We start from the raw sequence: 16,031 nt of genomic DNA, 5'->3' as shown, positions 1-16,031 counted from the left end.
AGCCAGTCGAGAAGTCACGTACGGGGAAAGAACGTCTGCGCGGGTCGGAACCCAACCGCTGCCTGCCGCAAGCGGATCACCAAATCAGTCCAGTCACCGGCATGCAAATGCCCGAGCATGCATATGGGTGACAGGGTTTTTGGAAAAAGGCAAGGGGTGTTTTATTTGGTGGCTGAAATGGGCAAGGAATCAATGGGTTCGAAGGCCTTAGGTGCTTCATCCTATTCTCGATCGGTGGTTCCTTTAAGTATTATGAGTCAATGCGGACTTGCCTTTTACCGTTTTGCTACGCGTTAGCCCGATCTGGTTGGCCGTAGATTCTCGCCAATCGTGTCGCTGCTTACGCACCTCGCGAAGGGCTTCCCGAAGTCGGGACCATGGTCAATCCGGCTGTCTTCTTCTCTTCGCCGTTCTCCACCAAGGTAAACACCACGCAAGGCTCAACAATCCCCCGCAATTCATGCTCTCCCAGCGGAAGCAGCACCATGTTCGTCTCCGCCGCCACCGCGCCCGAGATGAGGACGTTGCGGCCGAGCGGCTTGCACAGGCCTTCGAGCCGGCTGACGAGGTTGACGGCGGGGCCGATGGCGGTGAAGTCCAGGCGGTCGGCGGCGCCGATATTGCCCCAGAGCATGTCGCCGAAATGCAGGGCCGCGCCGAAGGGGAGCGGCGGCAGCCCTTGCGTCAGGCGGGTCGCGTCGAGATGGGCCATGCCGGCGCGGATGGCGGTGACGGCGCGCAACGCGGCTTCGCAGGCCTCAGCCGGCGTTCCGGTGACCGGGAAGATCGCCAGGACGCCATCGCCGATGAATTTGAGCACCTCGCCGCCGAAGGCATGCACGGCGCCGGCGACGCGGTCGAACCAGGCGTCGAGGGCGGCGATCACCACAGTCGGCTCGGTCGCCTCGGAAAGGGCGGTGAAATCCCTGAGGTCGGCGCAGAGGAGGGCGGCGCGGATGGTCTCACCGGTGCTGCGGCGCAGCGCGCCGTCCTGCACGCGGGCGGCACTCCTTCGTCCGAGATAGGCTTCGAGCAGGGCGGATAGCGCCGCGCGCGCGGCAAGGCCCGCGAGAGGGGCCGCGGCAAAGCGCGCGACCTGGCGCAGGCGGTCGACCGCGGAGGGATCGAACGGCTGTGCACCGGCCCAGCCCAGCACAGGGCTGTCCGGCGCCGTGCCGATCGTCTCCTCGCATATCGGGCCGAGCCCGCCAAGCCAGTCGTGTCCGGCTTGGCCAAGGGACGTGCCGGCAAAGCCCAGGGCCTCGATCACGGCGCCGGTCTCAGCCAGCCACAGCCAGGTGCGTTGCGTGACGATCGGATGCGGGACGGCGAGCGTCAGGGCGCCGCCGGCAAGCGGCAGGCCGGTCGACAGCAGTCGACCGCCCAGATCGGCCAGGAAGCGTTCGGGGCTGGGCGAGGTGCCGGCTTCGTCTACCAGCCAGGCAAGGGGGGCGGGCAAATCCATGCCGCGATCATGCCACGGCGGTTGCAGGCTGTCATCCGCCTCGCTGCTACCGCGATTGCTTGGCGCAGGCGCTCGACGCGCTGGTGAGCGCTTTCGAGGTTACAACTCCGGTACATCAGTCCGCGGGGCCTACCGGCACTGTGTCTCGAGCACCGTCAGCGCTGGCCGTCTTGCCCGTGCCACCAGTCCGGGCCGGGGTCGCGTCCGACCGCGACTTCGGCGAGACGATCGAGATAATGGGCCCAGCCCTTCGCATGGCCTTCGCATTGCTCCGCTGTCGGCAGGCCGGTATGGGTGAGGCGAAGCAGCGTTCCGTTCGGTGGTTCCTCGATCAGATCGATCTCGACCAGGCTAGACCCCGGCGGAACCTCCTCGCTGCCGTCCCAGCCGAAGCTGTAGGCCAGGCGATGAACCGGGACGACCTCGCGGAACGAACCGCGCGCGAAGCGGGTGCCGGTGACGTTGACCAGATAGAGGCCGCCGGGCTGCGGCTCGATCTGCGCTTCCGTGCCCATCCAGCGCAGGATCTTTTCGGGATCGGTCAGCAGTGCAAATAATGCGGCGGGTGGCGCCGAGACATGAGTCTCGCGGCGGACGACTAGAGGCTCTGACATCGGTCTCTCCCGTGGTCTATCGTTTCCCCGCCAAAACGAGCTGCGGCCGAGCGCCTCACATCCCTCAGCGGTCCTCCTCACATGATGTCATGTAGGAGCAGGCGCCTTGCCAGCAAGACATGGCTCGATGCTCGCGTGCGCCACTCCTCATAAAACGGCGGCCTCGGGCAACGGGTTTCCGTTGAGGCCGATGCCTCTATCGTCCGGGTCGTCCCGTCTTGCCCTTCGTTCGTCCCTTGCGCTGCTTTTCGTCCACCGGATCTTCATAGGAGCCGACGCCCGGCTTCGCACGGATGACCGGCTTGTCGGGCACCTTGCCGATTATCGGCTTTTCGGTGCGGCCGACGGTCATCTCGTCGAGCGTATTCTTCCGGAAAAGCGGCGTGCCGGCATCGCTGCCCGGTCCCATTTCATCAAGAGTGGGTTTGGCGAAATAGGAGCCCTGCGTTCCGCTCTCTTTGTTCGAGACCGCACCGGCGGCCTCCTCGCCCTGAGGTGCGGAGCCGGAAGGGCGGGGTTTCGAAGGATTGGGCCGGCCACCCTTGCCGCTTTCGAGACTCTTCGCCTCTTCTCTTGCCATCGGATCGTCCATGACGGCCAGTTCCGCCGCCTTGAGGCGCTTGATCTCGTCGCGCAGGCGTGCGGCCTTTTCGAAGTCCAGGTCGGCGGCGGCATCGCGCATGGCCTTTTCCAGCGCGTTGAGATGGGTCTGCAGGTTGTTGCCGACGAGGTGGCCGCCATCGGCAAAGCCCTTGCCGGAGGCGCCGCCGATATCGGCGCGGACATGGTCCCTCTCGTAGACGCTGTCGAGAATGTCGGAAATCTTCGCCTTCACCGATTCCGGCGTTATGCCGTGTTCGAGGTTGTAGGCCATCTGCTTCTCGCGGCGGCGGCTGGTCTCGTCCATCGCCCGCTGCATCGAGCCGGTGATGGTGTCGGCATAGAGGATAACCTTGCCGTCGACGTTACGCGCGGCGCGGCCGATGGTCTGGACGAGCGAGGTTTCCGAGCGCAGGAAGCCTTCTTTGTCGGCGTCGAGAATGGCGACCAAGGCGCATTCAGGGATGTCGAGACCTTCGCGCAAGAGGTTGATGCCGACGAGCACGTCGAACGCACCCAGGCGCAGGTCGCGGATGATCTCGATGCGCTCCAGCGTGTCGATGTCGGAGTGCATGTAGCGCACGCGCACGCCCTGTTCGTGCAGATATTCCGTCAGGTCCTCGGCCATGCGCTTCGTCAGCACGGTGCAGAGCGTACGATAGCCCTTGGCGGCTGTCTCGCGGATCTCGCCGAGCACGTCGTCGACCTGGCTGCGGGCCGAGCGGACCTCGACCGGCGGGTCGATCAGGCCGGTCGGACGGATGACCTGTTCGGCAAAGACGCCGCCGGACTGTTCCATCTCCCAGCTGCCCGGCGTTGCCGATACCGCGATCGTATCCGGGCGCATGGCGTCCCATTCCTCGAAGCGCAGCGGCCGGTTGTCCATGCAGGAGGGCAGGCGGAAGCCGTATTCGGCCAGCGTCGCCTTGCGCCGGAAGTCGCCGCGATACATGCCGCCGATCTGGCTGACCGAGACGTGGCTTTCGTCGATGAACAGCAGCGCGTTGTCGGGGATATATTCGAACAGCGTCGGCGGCGGCTCGCCGGGATTGCGGCCGGTCAGATAGCGCGAATAATTCTCGATGCCGGCGCAGGAGCCGGTAGCTTCGAGCATTTCGATGTCATAGCGGGTGCGCTGCTCCAGGCGCTGCGCCTCGAGCAGGCGGCCGGCCTTCTCCAGCTCGGCGAGCCGGATTCGCAGCTCTTCCTTGATCGCCTTGATGGCGCCGTTCAACGTCGGGCGTGGGGTGACATAGTGCGAATTGGCGTAGATCTTCACCGATTTCAGGTCGCCGGTTTTCTGGCCGGTCAGCGGGTCGAATTCGGTGATGGCGTCGATCTCGTCGCCGAACATGGAGATGCGCCAGGCGGCATCCTCCAAGTGGGCCGGGAAGATCTCGATGGTGTCGCCGCGCACGCGGAAGGAGCCGCGAATGAAATCCATGTCGCGGCGCTTGTATTGCTGGGCCACGAGGTCGGCGAGGAGCTGGCGCTGGTCCAGCCGGTCGCCGACATTCATCTGGAAGGTCATTGCCGTATAGGTCTCGACCGAACCGATACCGTAGATGCAGGAGACCGAGGCGACGATGATGCAGTCGTCGCGCTCCAGAAGCGAGCGCGTCGCCGAGTGACGCATGCGGTCGATCTGTTCGTTGATCGAGGATTCCTTCTCGATGAAAGTGTCCGAGCGCGGCACGTAGGCTTCCGGCTGGTAGTAGTCGTAGTAGGAGACGAAATACTCGACCGCATTGTCGGGGAAGAAGTTCTTGAACTCGGAATAGAGCTGAGCTGCCAGCGTCTTGTTCGGCGCGAGAATCACGGCAGGGCGTTGCGTTGCCTCGATCACCTTGGCCATGGTGAAGGTCTTGCCCGAGCCGGTGACGCCGAGCAGCACCTGGCTGCGTTCGCCATTGTCCAGGCCCTCGACGAGATCGCGGATGGCGGTCGGCTGGTCGCCGGCAGGCTCGTAGTCCGACGCCATGCGGATCGGGATACCGCCTTCGGATTTGTTCGGCCGGGCAGGGCGGTGCGGCGTCCAGAGCTTGCCATCCTTGAAGAGGGGATTGCCGCTTTCGATCAGTGCCGACAAAGCCTCGACGGTCGCCGTGACGGCCGTTCCGGCATTGGCGGCATTTTCCAGCGATGTATCCATGCCGGAGACCGGGTTGAGGCCTGCGGCGGCGCGCGTCTTCGGATCGGTCGAGCCGCCCATGGAGGTGCCGCGCGCCGATTTGGAGGCGGCGATTTCCACCTTCTTGCGGTGCTTGCCAGCCTTCGAGGCGATCTGCCGCTGCGTCTCGACGCCAGACATTTCGGCATCGGCTTCCAGCTGCTTCACCCAATCGGCGACGCCGCCGCTGAGCGGCGCACCTTCAAACGATGCCTGCGGCGCCTCTTCGAAACCGGACGGGGCGGGGGATTTTTTCGGTGATCTGGCCATGCGGCGAATATGGCGACAGAACGCGCCGATGTGAAGGGGCAAAGAGTACAAAAGGGAAACAGCGTAGCGGATTTTTCCATTCGTCGATGATGTCGAATGTGTTACAACCCAGAGGCGGCTGGTGCGTTATCGCCGATCCGAAAGTCCGCATAGCGCAATCCTCACAGGCGCCGAAGGAGGAACCACCGCAACGTCGACATGCCCGGCCAGCGCCGGGTTCCCCCAGCTTCGACGGCATCCGGAATTGCCCGCCTCGCCGCCGCCATCCGGTCGGAGGATCATGATGACCGCATTGGATAGCTTACGTTCCTTGTCCCCCCAGCAACGAAACACCGTCATCGCAGCCTATCTGGGCTGGACGCTGGATGCTTTCGATTTCTTCATATTGGTTTTCGTTCTCAAGCACATAGCCGAGGAGTTTCACACGGATGTTCCGGCGGTTGCCGTTGCCATCTTCCTCACCCTGGCGATGCGACCGATCGGTGCGCTCATCTTCGGCCTCGCGGCCGACCGTTACGGCCGGCGCGTCACACTCATGGTGGATGTGCTGCTTTACTCGGTCTTCGAATTCCTGACGGGTTTTTCGACGGGATTGACGATGTTCCTCGTCCTTCGCGCCCTCTTCGGGGTCGCCATGGGCGGCGAATGGGGGGTCGGCGCATCGCTTGTCATGGAGACCATACCGGAGGATTCGCGCGGCCTTGTTTCGGGCATCCTGCAGGCGGGTTACCCCTCAGGCTATCTGATCGCCTCGATCGTTTTCTTCCTGCTGTTTCCGATCATCGGCTGGCGCGGCATGTTCGTCGTGGGAGCACTGCCGGCGCTGCTGGTGCTCTATATCCGCCGCAACGTGCAGGAATCGCCGGCCTTTGTGCAGCGGCAATCCAAGCCGCAACGGCCATTCCTCACCGTGTTGCGTGAGAATATTCCGTTGTTCATTTGGGCGGTGCTTCTCATGACTGCGTTCAATTTCTTCAGTCATGGCACGCAGGATCTCTACCCGACCTTCCTGGAAGCCCAGCGGCAATATGATTCCTACACGGTCGGCGCCATCGCCATCGTCTATAACATCGGCGCGATCGTCGGCGGTCTGTCTTTCGGTGTGCTGTCGCAGCGCATCGGCAGGCGACGCGCGATCATCATCGCCGCGCTTCTGGCGATCCCCGTCGCGCCGCTCTGGGTCTACGGGCATGGGCCGGTGATGCTCGCGATCGGCGCTTTCCTGATGCAGCTCTTCGTGCAGGGCGCCTGGGGCATCGTGCCCGTGCATCTCAACGAATTGTCGCCGGATGAAGTGCGCGGCACATTCCCCGGATTTGCCTATCAGCTCGGCAACCTGCTGGCGTCGGGCAACGCCTCGATCCAGGCGGGGCTGGCAAAGCGGTGGAATGGTGACTACGCCACGGCGCTGCTGATCGTCGCCTGCGTCGTCGCCGTCGTGGTGGCCTTGTTTGCCGGCTTCGGCTTCGAAAAGAAGGGGGTTCGTTTTGGCGATAAGGCCGCCGCCGACGCAGATGGTGCCGTGCAAAGCTGAACCGGCTCGCTATCCCGTTTAAGCAAGGCCGGCGGTTTTCGCCGGCCTCTGATCTACTTGCCGCAGATCTCGGAAATCTTCGCCTGTGCGAAACCGCGGGCGAGGTCCTGCAATCCTCCGACGGAGGATATCAGCTCGCCGATCGGGCCGTTGATGCCGAGGCGCAGGTCGGTGATGTGGCAGGCGCCGACATCGACCGTCATGGATGCGTCTAGCTGACCCTTGATCGTCGTCTTCAACAGGCCATGCGACTTGCATTCCATTTCGGCGTGCGCGTTGATCTGCACGTCGCCGGTCGGGCCATCGCAGACATCGAGCGATTTGACCTCGAATTTTTCCTTGTGATCGACACCCGGCAGCTTCTTGCAGGGATCGGCTTCGTTCACCGACTTCTCGATCTGCGGACCGAACTTGCTCTGCAGCAGCGACCAGCATGAGCCAGGCGCGGCCTCGGCGGGCGTCGCTGCGATCGGCAGCGGCGACAGGGGCAGGATGATGGCTGAGGCGAGCAATGCCATGCGAACGGATGGCAAAAACGAGGAGGGAAGTACGGCATATTTCAGATTCACGGCGATCTATCCTCTGATGAGAAGAAGCAGCAAAACATGTCCCGGCCTGCGGCAGTCTTTCATGTCTTCCGCCGCCAAGGCAATCCCCCATCGTCGAGACACTGTGCGGGTAAGTGGCTCAGCCCTTGACGACCTTGGTATCACAGAAGCGGTCGTAGAAGGTCTGGCCACGCCATACGATCAGCGGGTAGAGCCACCAGATGAGCGTGAAGACGAACAGCATCGGTGCCAGCGCGCCGGTCAGGGCAAAGAGGCCGCTGGCGGTGAAAAGGTTGGGATCGCGGGCCTGCTGGATCAATTGTTCGAAGGGCGGCAAGGACGACGGCAGGAGAAACAGGCTGACGAGATTGAAGATCGCGATCAGCACAAACGGCAGAAACTTGAATATCTCGCGCTTTGCCGCCAAACCGAGGGCCAGCGGACCGTCTTCGACGGTCGTCACGCGCAACGAGAGCAATCGCTTGCCTGGCGTTCGTTTCCCGCTGGCTGAGGCGTAGGCGAACGCAAGGGGCAGGAGGAGGAGAACGATGCTGGATGATGGCCGCATCGTAACGCTTGGATCGATCGGATTTCCATTGTCGTCTACCGGTACGGAGACGGCACGTATGGACGTTCCCGTTCCCTGCTGTGAAACGACTTTCGAAACGAAGACGGTGTATCCTTTGCTGCCGAGCCAGGATATGTGGCACAGCTGGTTGCTTCTCGTTTCGCCCGGCTGCAGCGGCCATTCGGCTTCTATCTTCGGAATGAGCGGTCCCGAGGTCGTTTCGGTGCACTGCTGGTTCTGGAGAAACGGCAGCGTCACGTCCCACGGGGTCACCTTCGACACGGCGAGAAACAGAAACGTGAAAACGATCTGGAAAATAATGATGTCGATCAGATAGGCACCGAGCCGCCGCCAGAAATGGCGCGGCGGCAAGGAAGCCATTTGGCGATCCGAGGCTGCAAAACTCATGTGTTCCCCCGCTTTTCAATCGGCGTTGCAGCCGTCAGGCGCAGCATGACGTACTTCGAGTTGCAGGAGGTAGCATGGTTTGCGGCGATTCGCTGGAGAGGGATGACACGCCGTCGACAAAATGGAGCGGCGCCGGCTGACCTGTACGGGTCGTCTCATATCGGGATGGTCTTCCCGTCCGACGGCTCGTCCTGCTCGTCATCCGAGCCGCCATCATAACCAAGGCTCTTGGCCTTGCGGAGCCATTCGAGAGCCTTGGCCGGATCGGCCGGAACGCCATCGCCATCTCGGTACATGATGCCGAGGTTATAGGCCGCGTCAGCATAGCGATGCGAGGCCGCTCTTTCGAACCAGAAGACGGCCTGAACCGCGTTCTTGGCAACGCCTTCTCCGTCGCGGAACATGACGCCGAGATTGTATTCCGCTTCGACGTCATTTTGTGCCGCGGCTTTCAGGAACCATGCGATCGCCTGGGTATCGTCCTGCGTGATCCCGTCACCATCGGCATACATGGCGCCGATATTGTACTGGGCGTCGGCATCTCCCTGATCGGCCGCCTTGCGGAACCAGGACAGGGCTTCGGCACCATCCTTGGCGACACCTTCGCCATCGCGATACATGATGCCCAGGTTATATTCTGCCTCGACCTTGCCCTGGTCGGCGGCCTTTCGATACCAAGCGACGGCTTGGCTCTTATCCTTGCCCGTGCCATCTCCCTGATCGTACATGACCCCGACATTGTACTCTGCATCCGCATCACCCTGTTCGGCGGCTTTGCTATACCAGGCGAAAGCTTGCGACTTGTCCTGCGGCAGGCCTTCGCCAGTGTCGTACATCACACCGAGATTGTATTGCGCATTGGCATTTCCCTGTGCCGCAGCCTTTCGGTACCACAGGACCGCCTGGCTCTTATCGGTGGCGATGCCTTCACCCTGGTCATACATGGTGCCGACATTGAATTGCGCCTCGGCATTGCCCTGGTCGGCTGCTTTTTTGTACCAGCTAAGGGCTTGCGTGAGATTTTTCGGGACGCCGTCACCTTCCTCATACATCTGGCCGAGCTTGATCTGGGCCGCGACATCCCCCTTGCTTGCCAGTGGGCGCCAATAGTCCAATGCCGATTTGAAATCTCCGCGGTCATGGGCGTTCTGGCCGATATCGGCATGTGCCACACCCATGGATGCCAGCGCGAAGAGCAATCCGACGGCCCCCTTCTTCCAATTCACGATCTACCCCTCAATCGACGATCCATTAAATTATCAATGCCGAACTTTTTTGCGAATGCTACGGCACAAGCGCCATCAGCAGGCGAAGGGTGATCCAGCCAAGGGAATCGCCGGTGCCGCCGTCGGCGGAGCGTCCTTGACCCAGCGGTCCAAGATCCTTGATCGGGCCTTCACCGTTGGCTTCCATGTAGCCGAGACCGTGTTGCGCTTCGGGCAACCCCTTGGCGGCCGCCTTGTTGAACCAGTCGGCGGCGATTCCGGAATCCTTCGGCACCCCATAGCCGTTATAGTACATATATCCCAGACCGTATTCAGCGCGGGCATCGCCTTGCTCGGCGGCCTTTCGAAACAGATCGGCGGCCTGTCCATAGTCTTTCGCAACGCCTTCACCCTGGTAATAGAGATAGGCGAGCGCATACTGACCCTGGGAATTGTGCTGGTCGGCTGCCTTGCGATACCAGCTTGCCGCGGCCGTTTTGTCCGGTGCGGTTCCCTGGCCGTTCTGATAGATGTAGCCAAGGGCATATTGCGCGTCCGCCTGGCCTTGATCGGCGGATTTGCCATACCATTCGAGCGCCTTGCCGTAGTCCTTCGCAACGCCGCGACCGCCTGAATACATGAAGGCGAGGGCGTATTCGCCCTGTGCGTCGCCCTGATCGGCCGATTTTCGATACCATTTCACCGCCGCGCTTTCGTCGGCCTTGACGCCCTGACCGTTGGCATAGAGGTAGCCGAGAGCATATTGCGCGTCGGAGCGCCCTTGATCGGCTGACTTTCGATACCACTGCAGCGCTTGTCTATAATCCCGCGAGACACCCAATCCGTTCGCGAGGCTGTAGCCAACCGCGTATTGTGCGTCGGCGCGACCTTTGTCCGCAGCTTTCCTGTACCAGGAATAAGCATCGGCATCGCTCCGTTCGACGCCCCTACCATTGGCATAGGCGTAGCCGAGAGCATATTGGGCCTGCGCGTATCCCTGATCGGCAGCCTTTCTATACCAGTCTATGGCTCCTGCCTGATCTTCTGCCGTGCCCTGGCCGTTGTCGTACAGATGGCCAAGTGCGTATTGAGCATCGGTACGGCCCTGGTCGGCAGACTTGCGATACCAGCCGAGGGCGATGGCGTAATCCTGCTGAACGCCGAGACCGTTGGCATACATGTAGCCGAGGGCATATTGCGCCTGCGCCTGGCCCTGGGCTGCGGATTTCTGGTACCAGTTGACGGCCTGTTCGTTGTCGGCATCCATGCCTCGGCCGTTCGCCAACGAATAGCCTAAGGCATATTGCGCGTCGGCGTTGCCGCGTTGCGCGGCCTTCAGATACCAATCGTTCGCCTGTTTCTGGTCGGCATCTATACCGCGACCGTTCGAATACATGTAGGCGAGGGCGTATTGGGCCTGGGCATTCCCCTGGACGGCGGCTTTCTCATACCACTCGACCGCCTGTGCATCGTCACGCTCCACGCCCTGGCCGTTGGCGTAGCGATAGCCGAGGCCATATTGCGCCGCGGCGTTTCCTTGCTTCGCGAACTCCATCCAGTATTTCAGGTCGATGGTAGTATTTGCCGGGCCCGGTGCGGGATCTTCGGCATAGGCAAGGCAGGGCAACGAAAGAGCGAGCGCCAATCCCAATGCATAGCTCTTTGTTTTCAAGGCTTGAGTCTCCCACCCATATTCCAGAGGTCAATCGATCTGAACAATATGGCGATGTCTTGGTCAAGAATTGTAGAGCATGGAAATGGCAGTGGTTTTAAGGCGACTGGATCTCAATCCCTATCCCGGCATCACGTCATAGAGGCGGAAGATCCATGTGATCTGGTAGATCAGCCCGACCGTCACGAATGCCGCCTGGAACCGCCGATTGGCCGTCATGGCCGCGACGATGCAAAGGACGATGTAGACGACGTTGCGCGTCGGATACTCCCAGCCGAGTGAGTGGAAATAGGCTCCTCCCTTCAGCCATGTGTCGATGAGATCGACGGCGTAGGTGACGGCAAGCAGGCCGAAGAACCAACGCCGGCGGGAAATGAAATATTCCTCGAAACCGCCATATTCGTCGATCGACGGTGGATTAAGGAGTACGCAGAGGAAGTAGAAGAGGCAACAGAAGCAGATCAGGAAAAGATAGACCGCGAAGGTGATCACCTGCAGCGACTGCAGCCGATATTCCCACCACCAGAAATGGATGATGTAGAGGAACATCGACAGCACCCAGCCGATGTGGACGAAATAGACGCGGTTCTTCCCGGGCGATTGGACGAAGCCGGCAAGGCGCGTCAGAAGCTGCGCAAGAGAAAGGCCGATGACCATGCTCATGACCGTCCTGATATAGCCGTAAACTTCCGGCGAATGCGCGGCTTCCATCACATCAGGTCTCCGCTGGCACCGCCTTCGGCGCCCCGTTCTCGTCGAGGGCGACCATGATGAATGTCCCAGCCGTCACCTTCTCCATCGCATTGTAGCGCGAACGGTGTGCCCAGGCTTCGACCCTTAGCGTGATCGACGTGCGGCCGACGCGTTCGATGTCGGTGAAGACGCTCAGCGTATCGCCGATCTTGACCGGCAGCTCGAAAGCCATCTCCTTCACGGCGGCGGTGACCACGCGGCCACGAGCCCGCTCAGCCGCGCGGATGCCACTTGCCAAATCCATCTGCGCCATGACCCAGCCGCCGAAAATGTCGCCGGCGGGATTGGCGTCTGCAGGCATGGCCAGCGTGCGCAATGTCAGCTCGCCTTTCGGTTTGACGTTGTCATTCATCCATTTGCTCCTATTGCCAGCACACCGATTCCCGTGACCAACCTATGCAATCCGACCGCGATGGGAAAGACTTTGTCCGTGTTTCCTCCTGGGAACTCGCAGGGTGCTCAGCCTTATTCGAACCTTCTGCCCGCTCCTGGTGTTGTCCCGATACACCGCGATTTGCCGCGGTAAGCATTCGTTCACCGTTCCCGTTTAGGATTTGTCATCGTTACCGACCGTGGCTGGGGCAACGGATCAGGATTATGGCCTATTTACCCATTCTACGGCGGGCTCTGCTGCCGCTGATGTTGTCGTCGGCGCTGGTCGCATGCACGGCCGATAGCCTCGTGCCGCCGTCGAATGTCGACAGCACCGCGCGCGTCGGCTCGATCAAGCCGCATCGCAGCGTGGCGCAGCGGCAATTTGCCTATCCAGGGGCGCAGGACCCCGTCGTTTCGGCCTCCAGCAATTATAATAATGGTAATGGCCGTTCTGCCGGAACCGGAGAGGCCGTGACCACGACCGATGTCGAGGCGGGCCTTGCTCAGCAATCGGATGTTCCGTCTCAGGGCGTCAATATGGATGCGGAACTTGGCGTCGGACCGAGCGAAGAGGCTCGATCAGCATCTGTCGTCGGACTGGCGCAGGAGGAAGAGCAGAACATTGCCGAGGGCGAAACCGACCAGCCTGTTGTCGACGGTATCGGCTCGGACGCGCCGGTGCAGACCAATCGTTCGATCCTTCAGCGGCCGGCAGCCCAGGCCGAGCTCAATCAATCACCCGTACCGCGGCGGCAGCCGGGCACGCAACTGGCCATGCTGCCACGCGTTGACAATCCGATGCCGCGCATCGATCAGTTCGAGGCGCCCCAATCGCCTCCAGGTATGATGCCGCCTTCCGAAATCGCCTGCCGGCAGGAATTAAGGCGCATGGGCGTCGTCTATGTCGATAAGCCGGCGATTTCGAACGGCCCTGCCTGCCAGGTTCCCTATCCGATTTCGCTGAGCGGGCTTTCCGGCAATATCGCGGTCAGGCCGGCCGTCACGCTGAATTGTCAGGTCACCCTGGCCTTCGCCAAATGGGTGAAGAACGAACTGGCGCCGGCAGCACGCACCCGCTACTGGACCGGCATCGGCACTATCGTGCCGCTCGGCGGCTATTCCTGCCGCCGGATGAACAATAGCCGGCAACGTTATAATCCGATGTCGGAGCACGCTCATGGCAATGCCATCGATGTCGGCACTTTCATCCTGAAGAACGGCCATGTGATCGACGTGCGCAAGAAGGGCCTATTCTCCTTCCGAGAGGGTCGGCTGCTCAAGGCTGTTCGCATCGACAGCTGCCGTTATTTCGATACCGTACTCGGGCCGGGCAGCAACCCTGAACATTGGAATCACTTCCACTTCGACCTCAGGGAACGCAACGGCGGCCGGCGTTATTGCAGCCTTTGATTGGCGGTTCGCCGGAGACGCATACACCCTTGCCGGCGACGAAAGCTGATTTATCTGGGAGGGGAATCGCTGTTAATTGCGACGACCCGGGCGAGTGAGGGTTTCATGGAAGAAGCACCGAGAAGAAAAAGAAGCCTGGGACGCGCGCTATTCGCTGCCCTGGTCGCCATTGTCGTCGTGATCGGCGGGCGCTGGTACGCCTATGTCGCCTATGCGGACGACCCTTTCGATGAAGTCGGCATCGGTCTCAATACGATGATGCCCAGACCCATACGCGACAAGGGCTGCGAGATGTTGAAAGCCCGTTTTGAGCACAAGACGCTGCCGCCAGCCGGTTGCGGTGTGAACGGCAGTTGGTAATCGGCGCGTCGTCGGTCATAAGCTGGCGAAAAAGAAAAGCCGGCGAGGGCCGGCTTGAGCGGCGCATGGCAACGACGGGGATCCTTGCCTGCTCCAAAAAACAATTTCATGTTGCAATGATGCGATGCAATATCAATGTGGCGGCAATAAACTATGGAGTATTGTCGGCGCTGACGAAGTCGCCAAGAGGCGTTGGGCGGAGTTGCGACAAACGTTGCTCACCTAGGGCTTATATGCCCGACGAAGGTCACGATTTGATGACAGCTTATTTGGTATAAGCGAACGCTGTGTTTCAGCTCCGCGGGATGGTAAAAGCACAAGACGGGCTATATAGCGGGCAAACGCCGCGAAATTAATCATATAGACCGGACTTTACTTGCATCATGGCTCCGATCATTTCCATCCGCAGTCTTACGAAAACATATGCCAACGGATTCCAGGCGCTGAAAGGTATCGATCTCGATATCGAGCAGGGAGAAATCCTTGCCTTGCTCGGGCCGAATGGTGCCGGCAAGACGACACTGATTTCGATCGTCTGCGGGATCGCCAATCCGAGCGGTGGCTCGGTGATGGTCGGCGGCCATGACGTCGTGCGCGATTTTCGCGCCACGCGCAGCATGATCGGCCTCGTGCCGCAGGAGCTGACCACCGACCAGTTCGAGACCGTGTGGAATACGGTGAGCTTTTCGCGCGGACTGCATGGCAAGAAACCGAACCCCTCACACATAGAGAAGGTGCTGCGTGACCTCTCGCTGTGGGACAGGAAGGACAACACGCTTCGCCAGCTGTCCGGCGGCATGAAGCGGCGCGTCCTGATCGCCAAGGCGCTGTCGCACGAACCGCAGATCCTTTTTCTCGACGAGCCGACCGCCGGCGTCGATGTCACACTGCGCAAGGACATGTGGCACGTGGTCGAGCGCTTGCGAGGCTCCGGCGTCACGATCATCCTGACGACGCATTATATCGAGGAAGCCGAAGAGATCGCCGATCGTGTCGGCGTCATCAATGGCGGCCAGTTGCTGCTCGTTGAGGAGAAGAAGGCGCTTATGGCCAAGCTCGGCCGCAAGCAGCTGATCCTTGATCTCAGCGAGCCGCTGGATGCCATACCGCACTGCCTCGAAGGCAACGGGCTTTCGCTCGGATCGAACGGTCTGACTCTGATCTACGATTTCGATGCCCAGCACGAACAGTCGAGCATCGCAGTGCTTCTGTCGCGGTTGGCAGCCGAAGGGATCCACTTCAAGGACCTCTCGACGCGCCAGAGTTCGCTCGAGGACATCTTCGTATCGCTGGTGGGAGAAGGCAAATGAACTTCGAGGCGATCAAATCCATTTATTCCTTCGAGATGGCCCGCACGCGCCGCACGCTGCTGCAGAGCGTCGTTTCGCCGGTGATTTCCACCTCGCTCTACTTCATCGTCTTCGGCGCCGCCATCGGCTCGCGCATCCACATGGTCGACGGCATTTCCTACGGCGCTTTCATCACGCCGGGCCTGATCATGCTGACGCTGCTCGGTCAGTGCATCAGCAACGGCTCCTTCGGCATCTACTTCCCGAAATTCACCGGCACGATTTATGAAGTCCTGTCCGCTCCGGTCGCCATGACCGAGATCGTTCTCGGCTATGTCGGCGCGGCGGCGACCAAGGGCATGATGATCGGCCTGATCATCCTGCTGACGGCGAACTTCTTCGTTGACATCACCATCCAGCATCCGTTCATGATGATCCTTTTCTTCGTGCTGACGGCGGTAACCTTCAGCCTGTTCGGCTTCATGATCGGCATATGGGCCGGGAATTTCGAGCAATTGAACCTTATTCCCATGCTCGTCGTGCCGCCGCTGACCTTCCTCGGCGGCAGCTTCTATTCCATCAACATGCTGCCGCCCTTTTGGCAGGCCGTCAGCCACCTCAACCCGGTTCTCTATCTCGTCAGTGGCTTCCGCTGGAGCTTCTACGGTATCGCCGACGTCAATCCGGTGCTGAGCCTTGCCATGATCACGCTTTTCCTGGTCATCTGTCTGGGCGTTCTCGGATGGATTTTCAGGACGGGATACCGATTGAGAAACTAAGCACGCCGCTA

At 60.9% G+C, this 16,031-nt stretch carries 14 protein-coding genes; 5 read left to right on the top strand and 9 right to left on the bottom strand.

Going from position 1 to position 16,031, the window contains the following annotated elements:
- Nucleotides 1-340: 340 nt before the first annotated feature.
- The 3 genes from AB8B29_RS08580 to uvrB all read right to left on the bottom strand — a co-directional run bounded on the left by AB8B29_RS08580 (nucleotide 341) and on the right by uvrB (nucleotide 5,119).
- Nucleotides 341-1,465 (bottom strand): adenylate/guanylate cyclase domain-containing protein, encoded by a 1,125-nt coding sequence (locus AB8B29_RS08580; protein ID WP_051964412.1) that lies wholly within the window; start codon nucleotides 1,463-1,465, stop codon nucleotides 341-343.
- 155 nt (nucleotides 1,466-1,620) lie between these two features.
- A complete protein-coding gene (locus AB8B29_RS08575; protein ID WP_037202524.1) occupies nucleotides 1,621-2,079 on the bottom strand; it encodes an SRPBCC family protein in 459 nt (152 codons plus the stop codon).
- A gap of 196 nt (nucleotides 2,080-2,275) precedes the next feature.
- Nucleotides 2,276-5,119, bottom strand: a complete 2,844-nt coding sequence (gene uvrB, locus AB8B29_RS08570) for an excinuclease ABC subunit UvrB (protein WP_047638293.1) — start codon at nucleotides 5,117-5,119, stop codon at nucleotides 2,276-2,278.
- 283 nt (nucleotides 5,120-5,402) lie between these two features.
- On the opposite strand from uvrB, the gene AB8B29_RS08565 reads away from it, so the two are divergent.
- Entirely contained in the window at nucleotides 5,403-6,653 is a 1,251-nt protein-coding gene (locus AB8B29_RS08565; protein WP_037202523.1) for an MFS transporter, read from the top strand.
- A gap of 53 nt (nucleotides 6,654-6,706) precedes the next feature.
- Here AB8B29_RS08565 and AB8B29_RS08560 read toward each other — a convergent pair whose 3' ends face one another.
- The 6 genes from AB8B29_RS08560 to AB8B29_RS08535 all read right to left on the bottom strand — a co-directional run bounded on the left by AB8B29_RS08560 (nucleotide 6,707) and on the right by AB8B29_RS08535 (nucleotide 12,159).
- Nucleotides 6,707-7,222 (bottom strand): hypothetical protein, encoded by a 516-nt coding sequence (locus tag AB8B29_RS08560; protein WP_092573842.1) that lies wholly within the window; start codon nucleotides 7,220-7,222, stop codon nucleotides 6,707-6,709.
- Between the two features lie 118 nt (nucleotides 7,223-7,340).
- Nucleotides 7,341-8,150 carry an RDD family protein gene (locus AB8B29_RS08555; RefSeq protein WP_052224149.1) on the bottom strand — a complete coding sequence of 270 codons (810 nt, stop codon included), beginning with the start codon at nucleotides 8,148-8,150 and terminating at the stop codon, nucleotides 7,341-7,343.
- Between the two features lie 182 nt (nucleotides 8,151-8,332).
- Complete coding sequence (locus tag AB8B29_RS08550) at nucleotides 8,333-9,403, bottom strand: SEL1-like repeat protein (protein ID WP_037202519.1); 1,071 nt, start codon at nucleotides 9,401-9,403, stop codon at nucleotides 8,333-8,335.
- A gap of 58 nt (nucleotides 9,404-9,461) precedes the next feature.
- Entirely contained in the window at nucleotides 9,462-11,054 is a 1,593-nt protein-coding gene (locus tag AB8B29_RS08545; RefSeq protein ID WP_037202518.1) for an SEL1-like repeat protein, read from the bottom strand.
- A gap of 120 nt (nucleotides 11,055-11,174) precedes the next feature.
- A complete protein-coding gene (locus AB8B29_RS08540) occupies nucleotides 11,175-11,765 on the bottom strand; it encodes a hypothetical protein (RefSeq protein WP_037202517.1) in 591 nt (196 codons plus the stop codon).
- A gap of 4 nt (nucleotides 11,766-11,769) precedes the next feature.
- Nucleotides 11,770-12,159, bottom strand: coding sequence for an acyl-CoA thioesterase (locus tag AB8B29_RS08535; protein ID WP_037202516.1), 390 nt, complete (start codon nucleotides 12,157-12,159; stop codon nucleotides 11,770-11,772).
- A 245-nt stretch (nucleotides 12,160-12,404) separates the two neighbouring features.
- Between AB8B29_RS08535 and AB8B29_RS08530 the strand changes: the two genes are divergently transcribed.
- The 4 genes from AB8B29_RS08530 (at nucleotide 12,405) to AB8B29_RS08515 (ending at nucleotide 16,020) form a co-directional block, all read left to right on the top strand.
- Nucleotides 12,405-13,592 carry an extensin-like domain-containing protein gene (locus AB8B29_RS08530; protein WP_037202514.1) on the top strand — a complete coding sequence of 396 codons (1,188 nt, stop codon included), beginning with the start codon at nucleotides 12,405-12,407 and terminating at the stop codon, nucleotides 13,590-13,592.
- A gap of 105 nt (nucleotides 13,593-13,697) precedes the next feature.
- On the top strand, nucleotides 13,698-13,952 hold the full coding sequence (locus tag AB8B29_RS08525) for a hypothetical protein (protein ID WP_037202512.1): 255 nt from the start codon (nucleotides 13,698-13,700) through the stop codon (nucleotides 13,950-13,952).
- 383 nt (nucleotides 13,953-14,335) lie between these two features.
- Nucleotides 14,336-15,262: an ABC transporter ATP-binding protein gene (locus AB8B29_RS08520; protein WP_037202511.1), complete on the top strand. Its 927-nt coding sequence runs from the start codon at nucleotides 14,336-14,338 to the stop codon at nucleotides 15,260-15,262.
- Nucleotides 15,259-16,020: an ABC transporter permease gene (locus AB8B29_RS08515; RefSeq protein WP_037202510.1), complete on the top strand. Its 762-nt coding sequence runs from the start codon at nucleotides 15,259-15,261 to the stop codon at nucleotides 16,018-16,020. The genes AB8B29_RS08520 and AB8B29_RS08515 overlap by 4 nt, the downstream gene beginning before the upstream one ends.
- Nucleotides 16,021-16,031 lie beyond the last annotated feature (11 nt).

It is taken from the genome of Rhizobium sp. 11_C7_N12_5 (assembly GCF_051811145.1).
In the GTDB taxonomy this organism is placed as follows: Bacteria; Pseudomonadota; Alphaproteobacteria; order Rhizobiales; family Rhizobiaceae; genus Rhizobium; species Rhizobium lusitanum.
This window is presented reverse-complemented; position numbering and strand designations above follow the sequence as displayed.

Bases quoted from the DNA above. Each gene is read 5' to 3' on its own strand.
- AB8B29_RS08580 (WP_051964412.1), bottom strand. From the start codon at position 1,465: ATGGATTTGCCCGCCCCCCTTGCCTGGCTGGTAGACGAAGCCGGCACC.
- AB8B29_RS08575 (WP_037202524.1), bottom strand. From the start codon at position 2,079: ATGTCAGAGCCTCTAGTCGTCCGCCGCGAGACTCATGTCTCGGCGCCA.
- uvrB (WP_047638293.1), bottom strand. From the start codon at position 5,119: ATGGCCAGATCACCGAAAAAATCCCCCGCCCCGTCCGGTTTCGAAGAG.
- AB8B29_RS08565 (WP_037202523.1), top strand. From the start codon at position 5,403: ATGACCGCATTGGATAGCTTACGTTCCTTGTCCCCCCAGCAACGAAAC.
- AB8B29_RS08555 (WP_052224149.1), bottom strand. From the start codon at position 8,150: ATGGCTTCCTTGCCGCCGCGCCATTTCTGGCGGCGGCTCGGTGCCTAT.
- AB8B29_RS08540 (WP_037202517.1), bottom strand. From the start codon at position 11,765: ATGGAAGCCGCGCATTCGCCGGAAGTTTACGGCTATATCAGGACGGTC.
- AB8B29_RS08535 (WP_037202516.1), bottom strand. From the start codon at position 12,159: ATGAATGACAACGTCAAACCGAAAGGCGAGCTGACATTGCGCACGCTG.
- AB8B29_RS08530 (WP_037202514.1), top strand. From the start codon at position 12,405: ATGGCCTATTTACCCATTCTACGGCGGGCTCTGCTGCCGCTGATGTTG.
- AB8B29_RS08525 (WP_037202512.1), top strand. From the start codon at position 13,698: ATGGAAGAAGCACCGAGAAGAAAAAGAAGCCTGGGACGCGCGCTATTC.
- AB8B29_RS08520 (WP_037202511.1), top strand. From the start codon at position 14,336: ATGGCTCCGATCATTTCCATCCGCAGTCTTACGAAAACATATGCCAAC.
- AB8B29_RS08515 (WP_037202510.1), top strand. From the start codon at position 15,259: ATGAACTTCGAGGCGATCAAATCCATTTATTCCTTCGAGATGGCCCGC.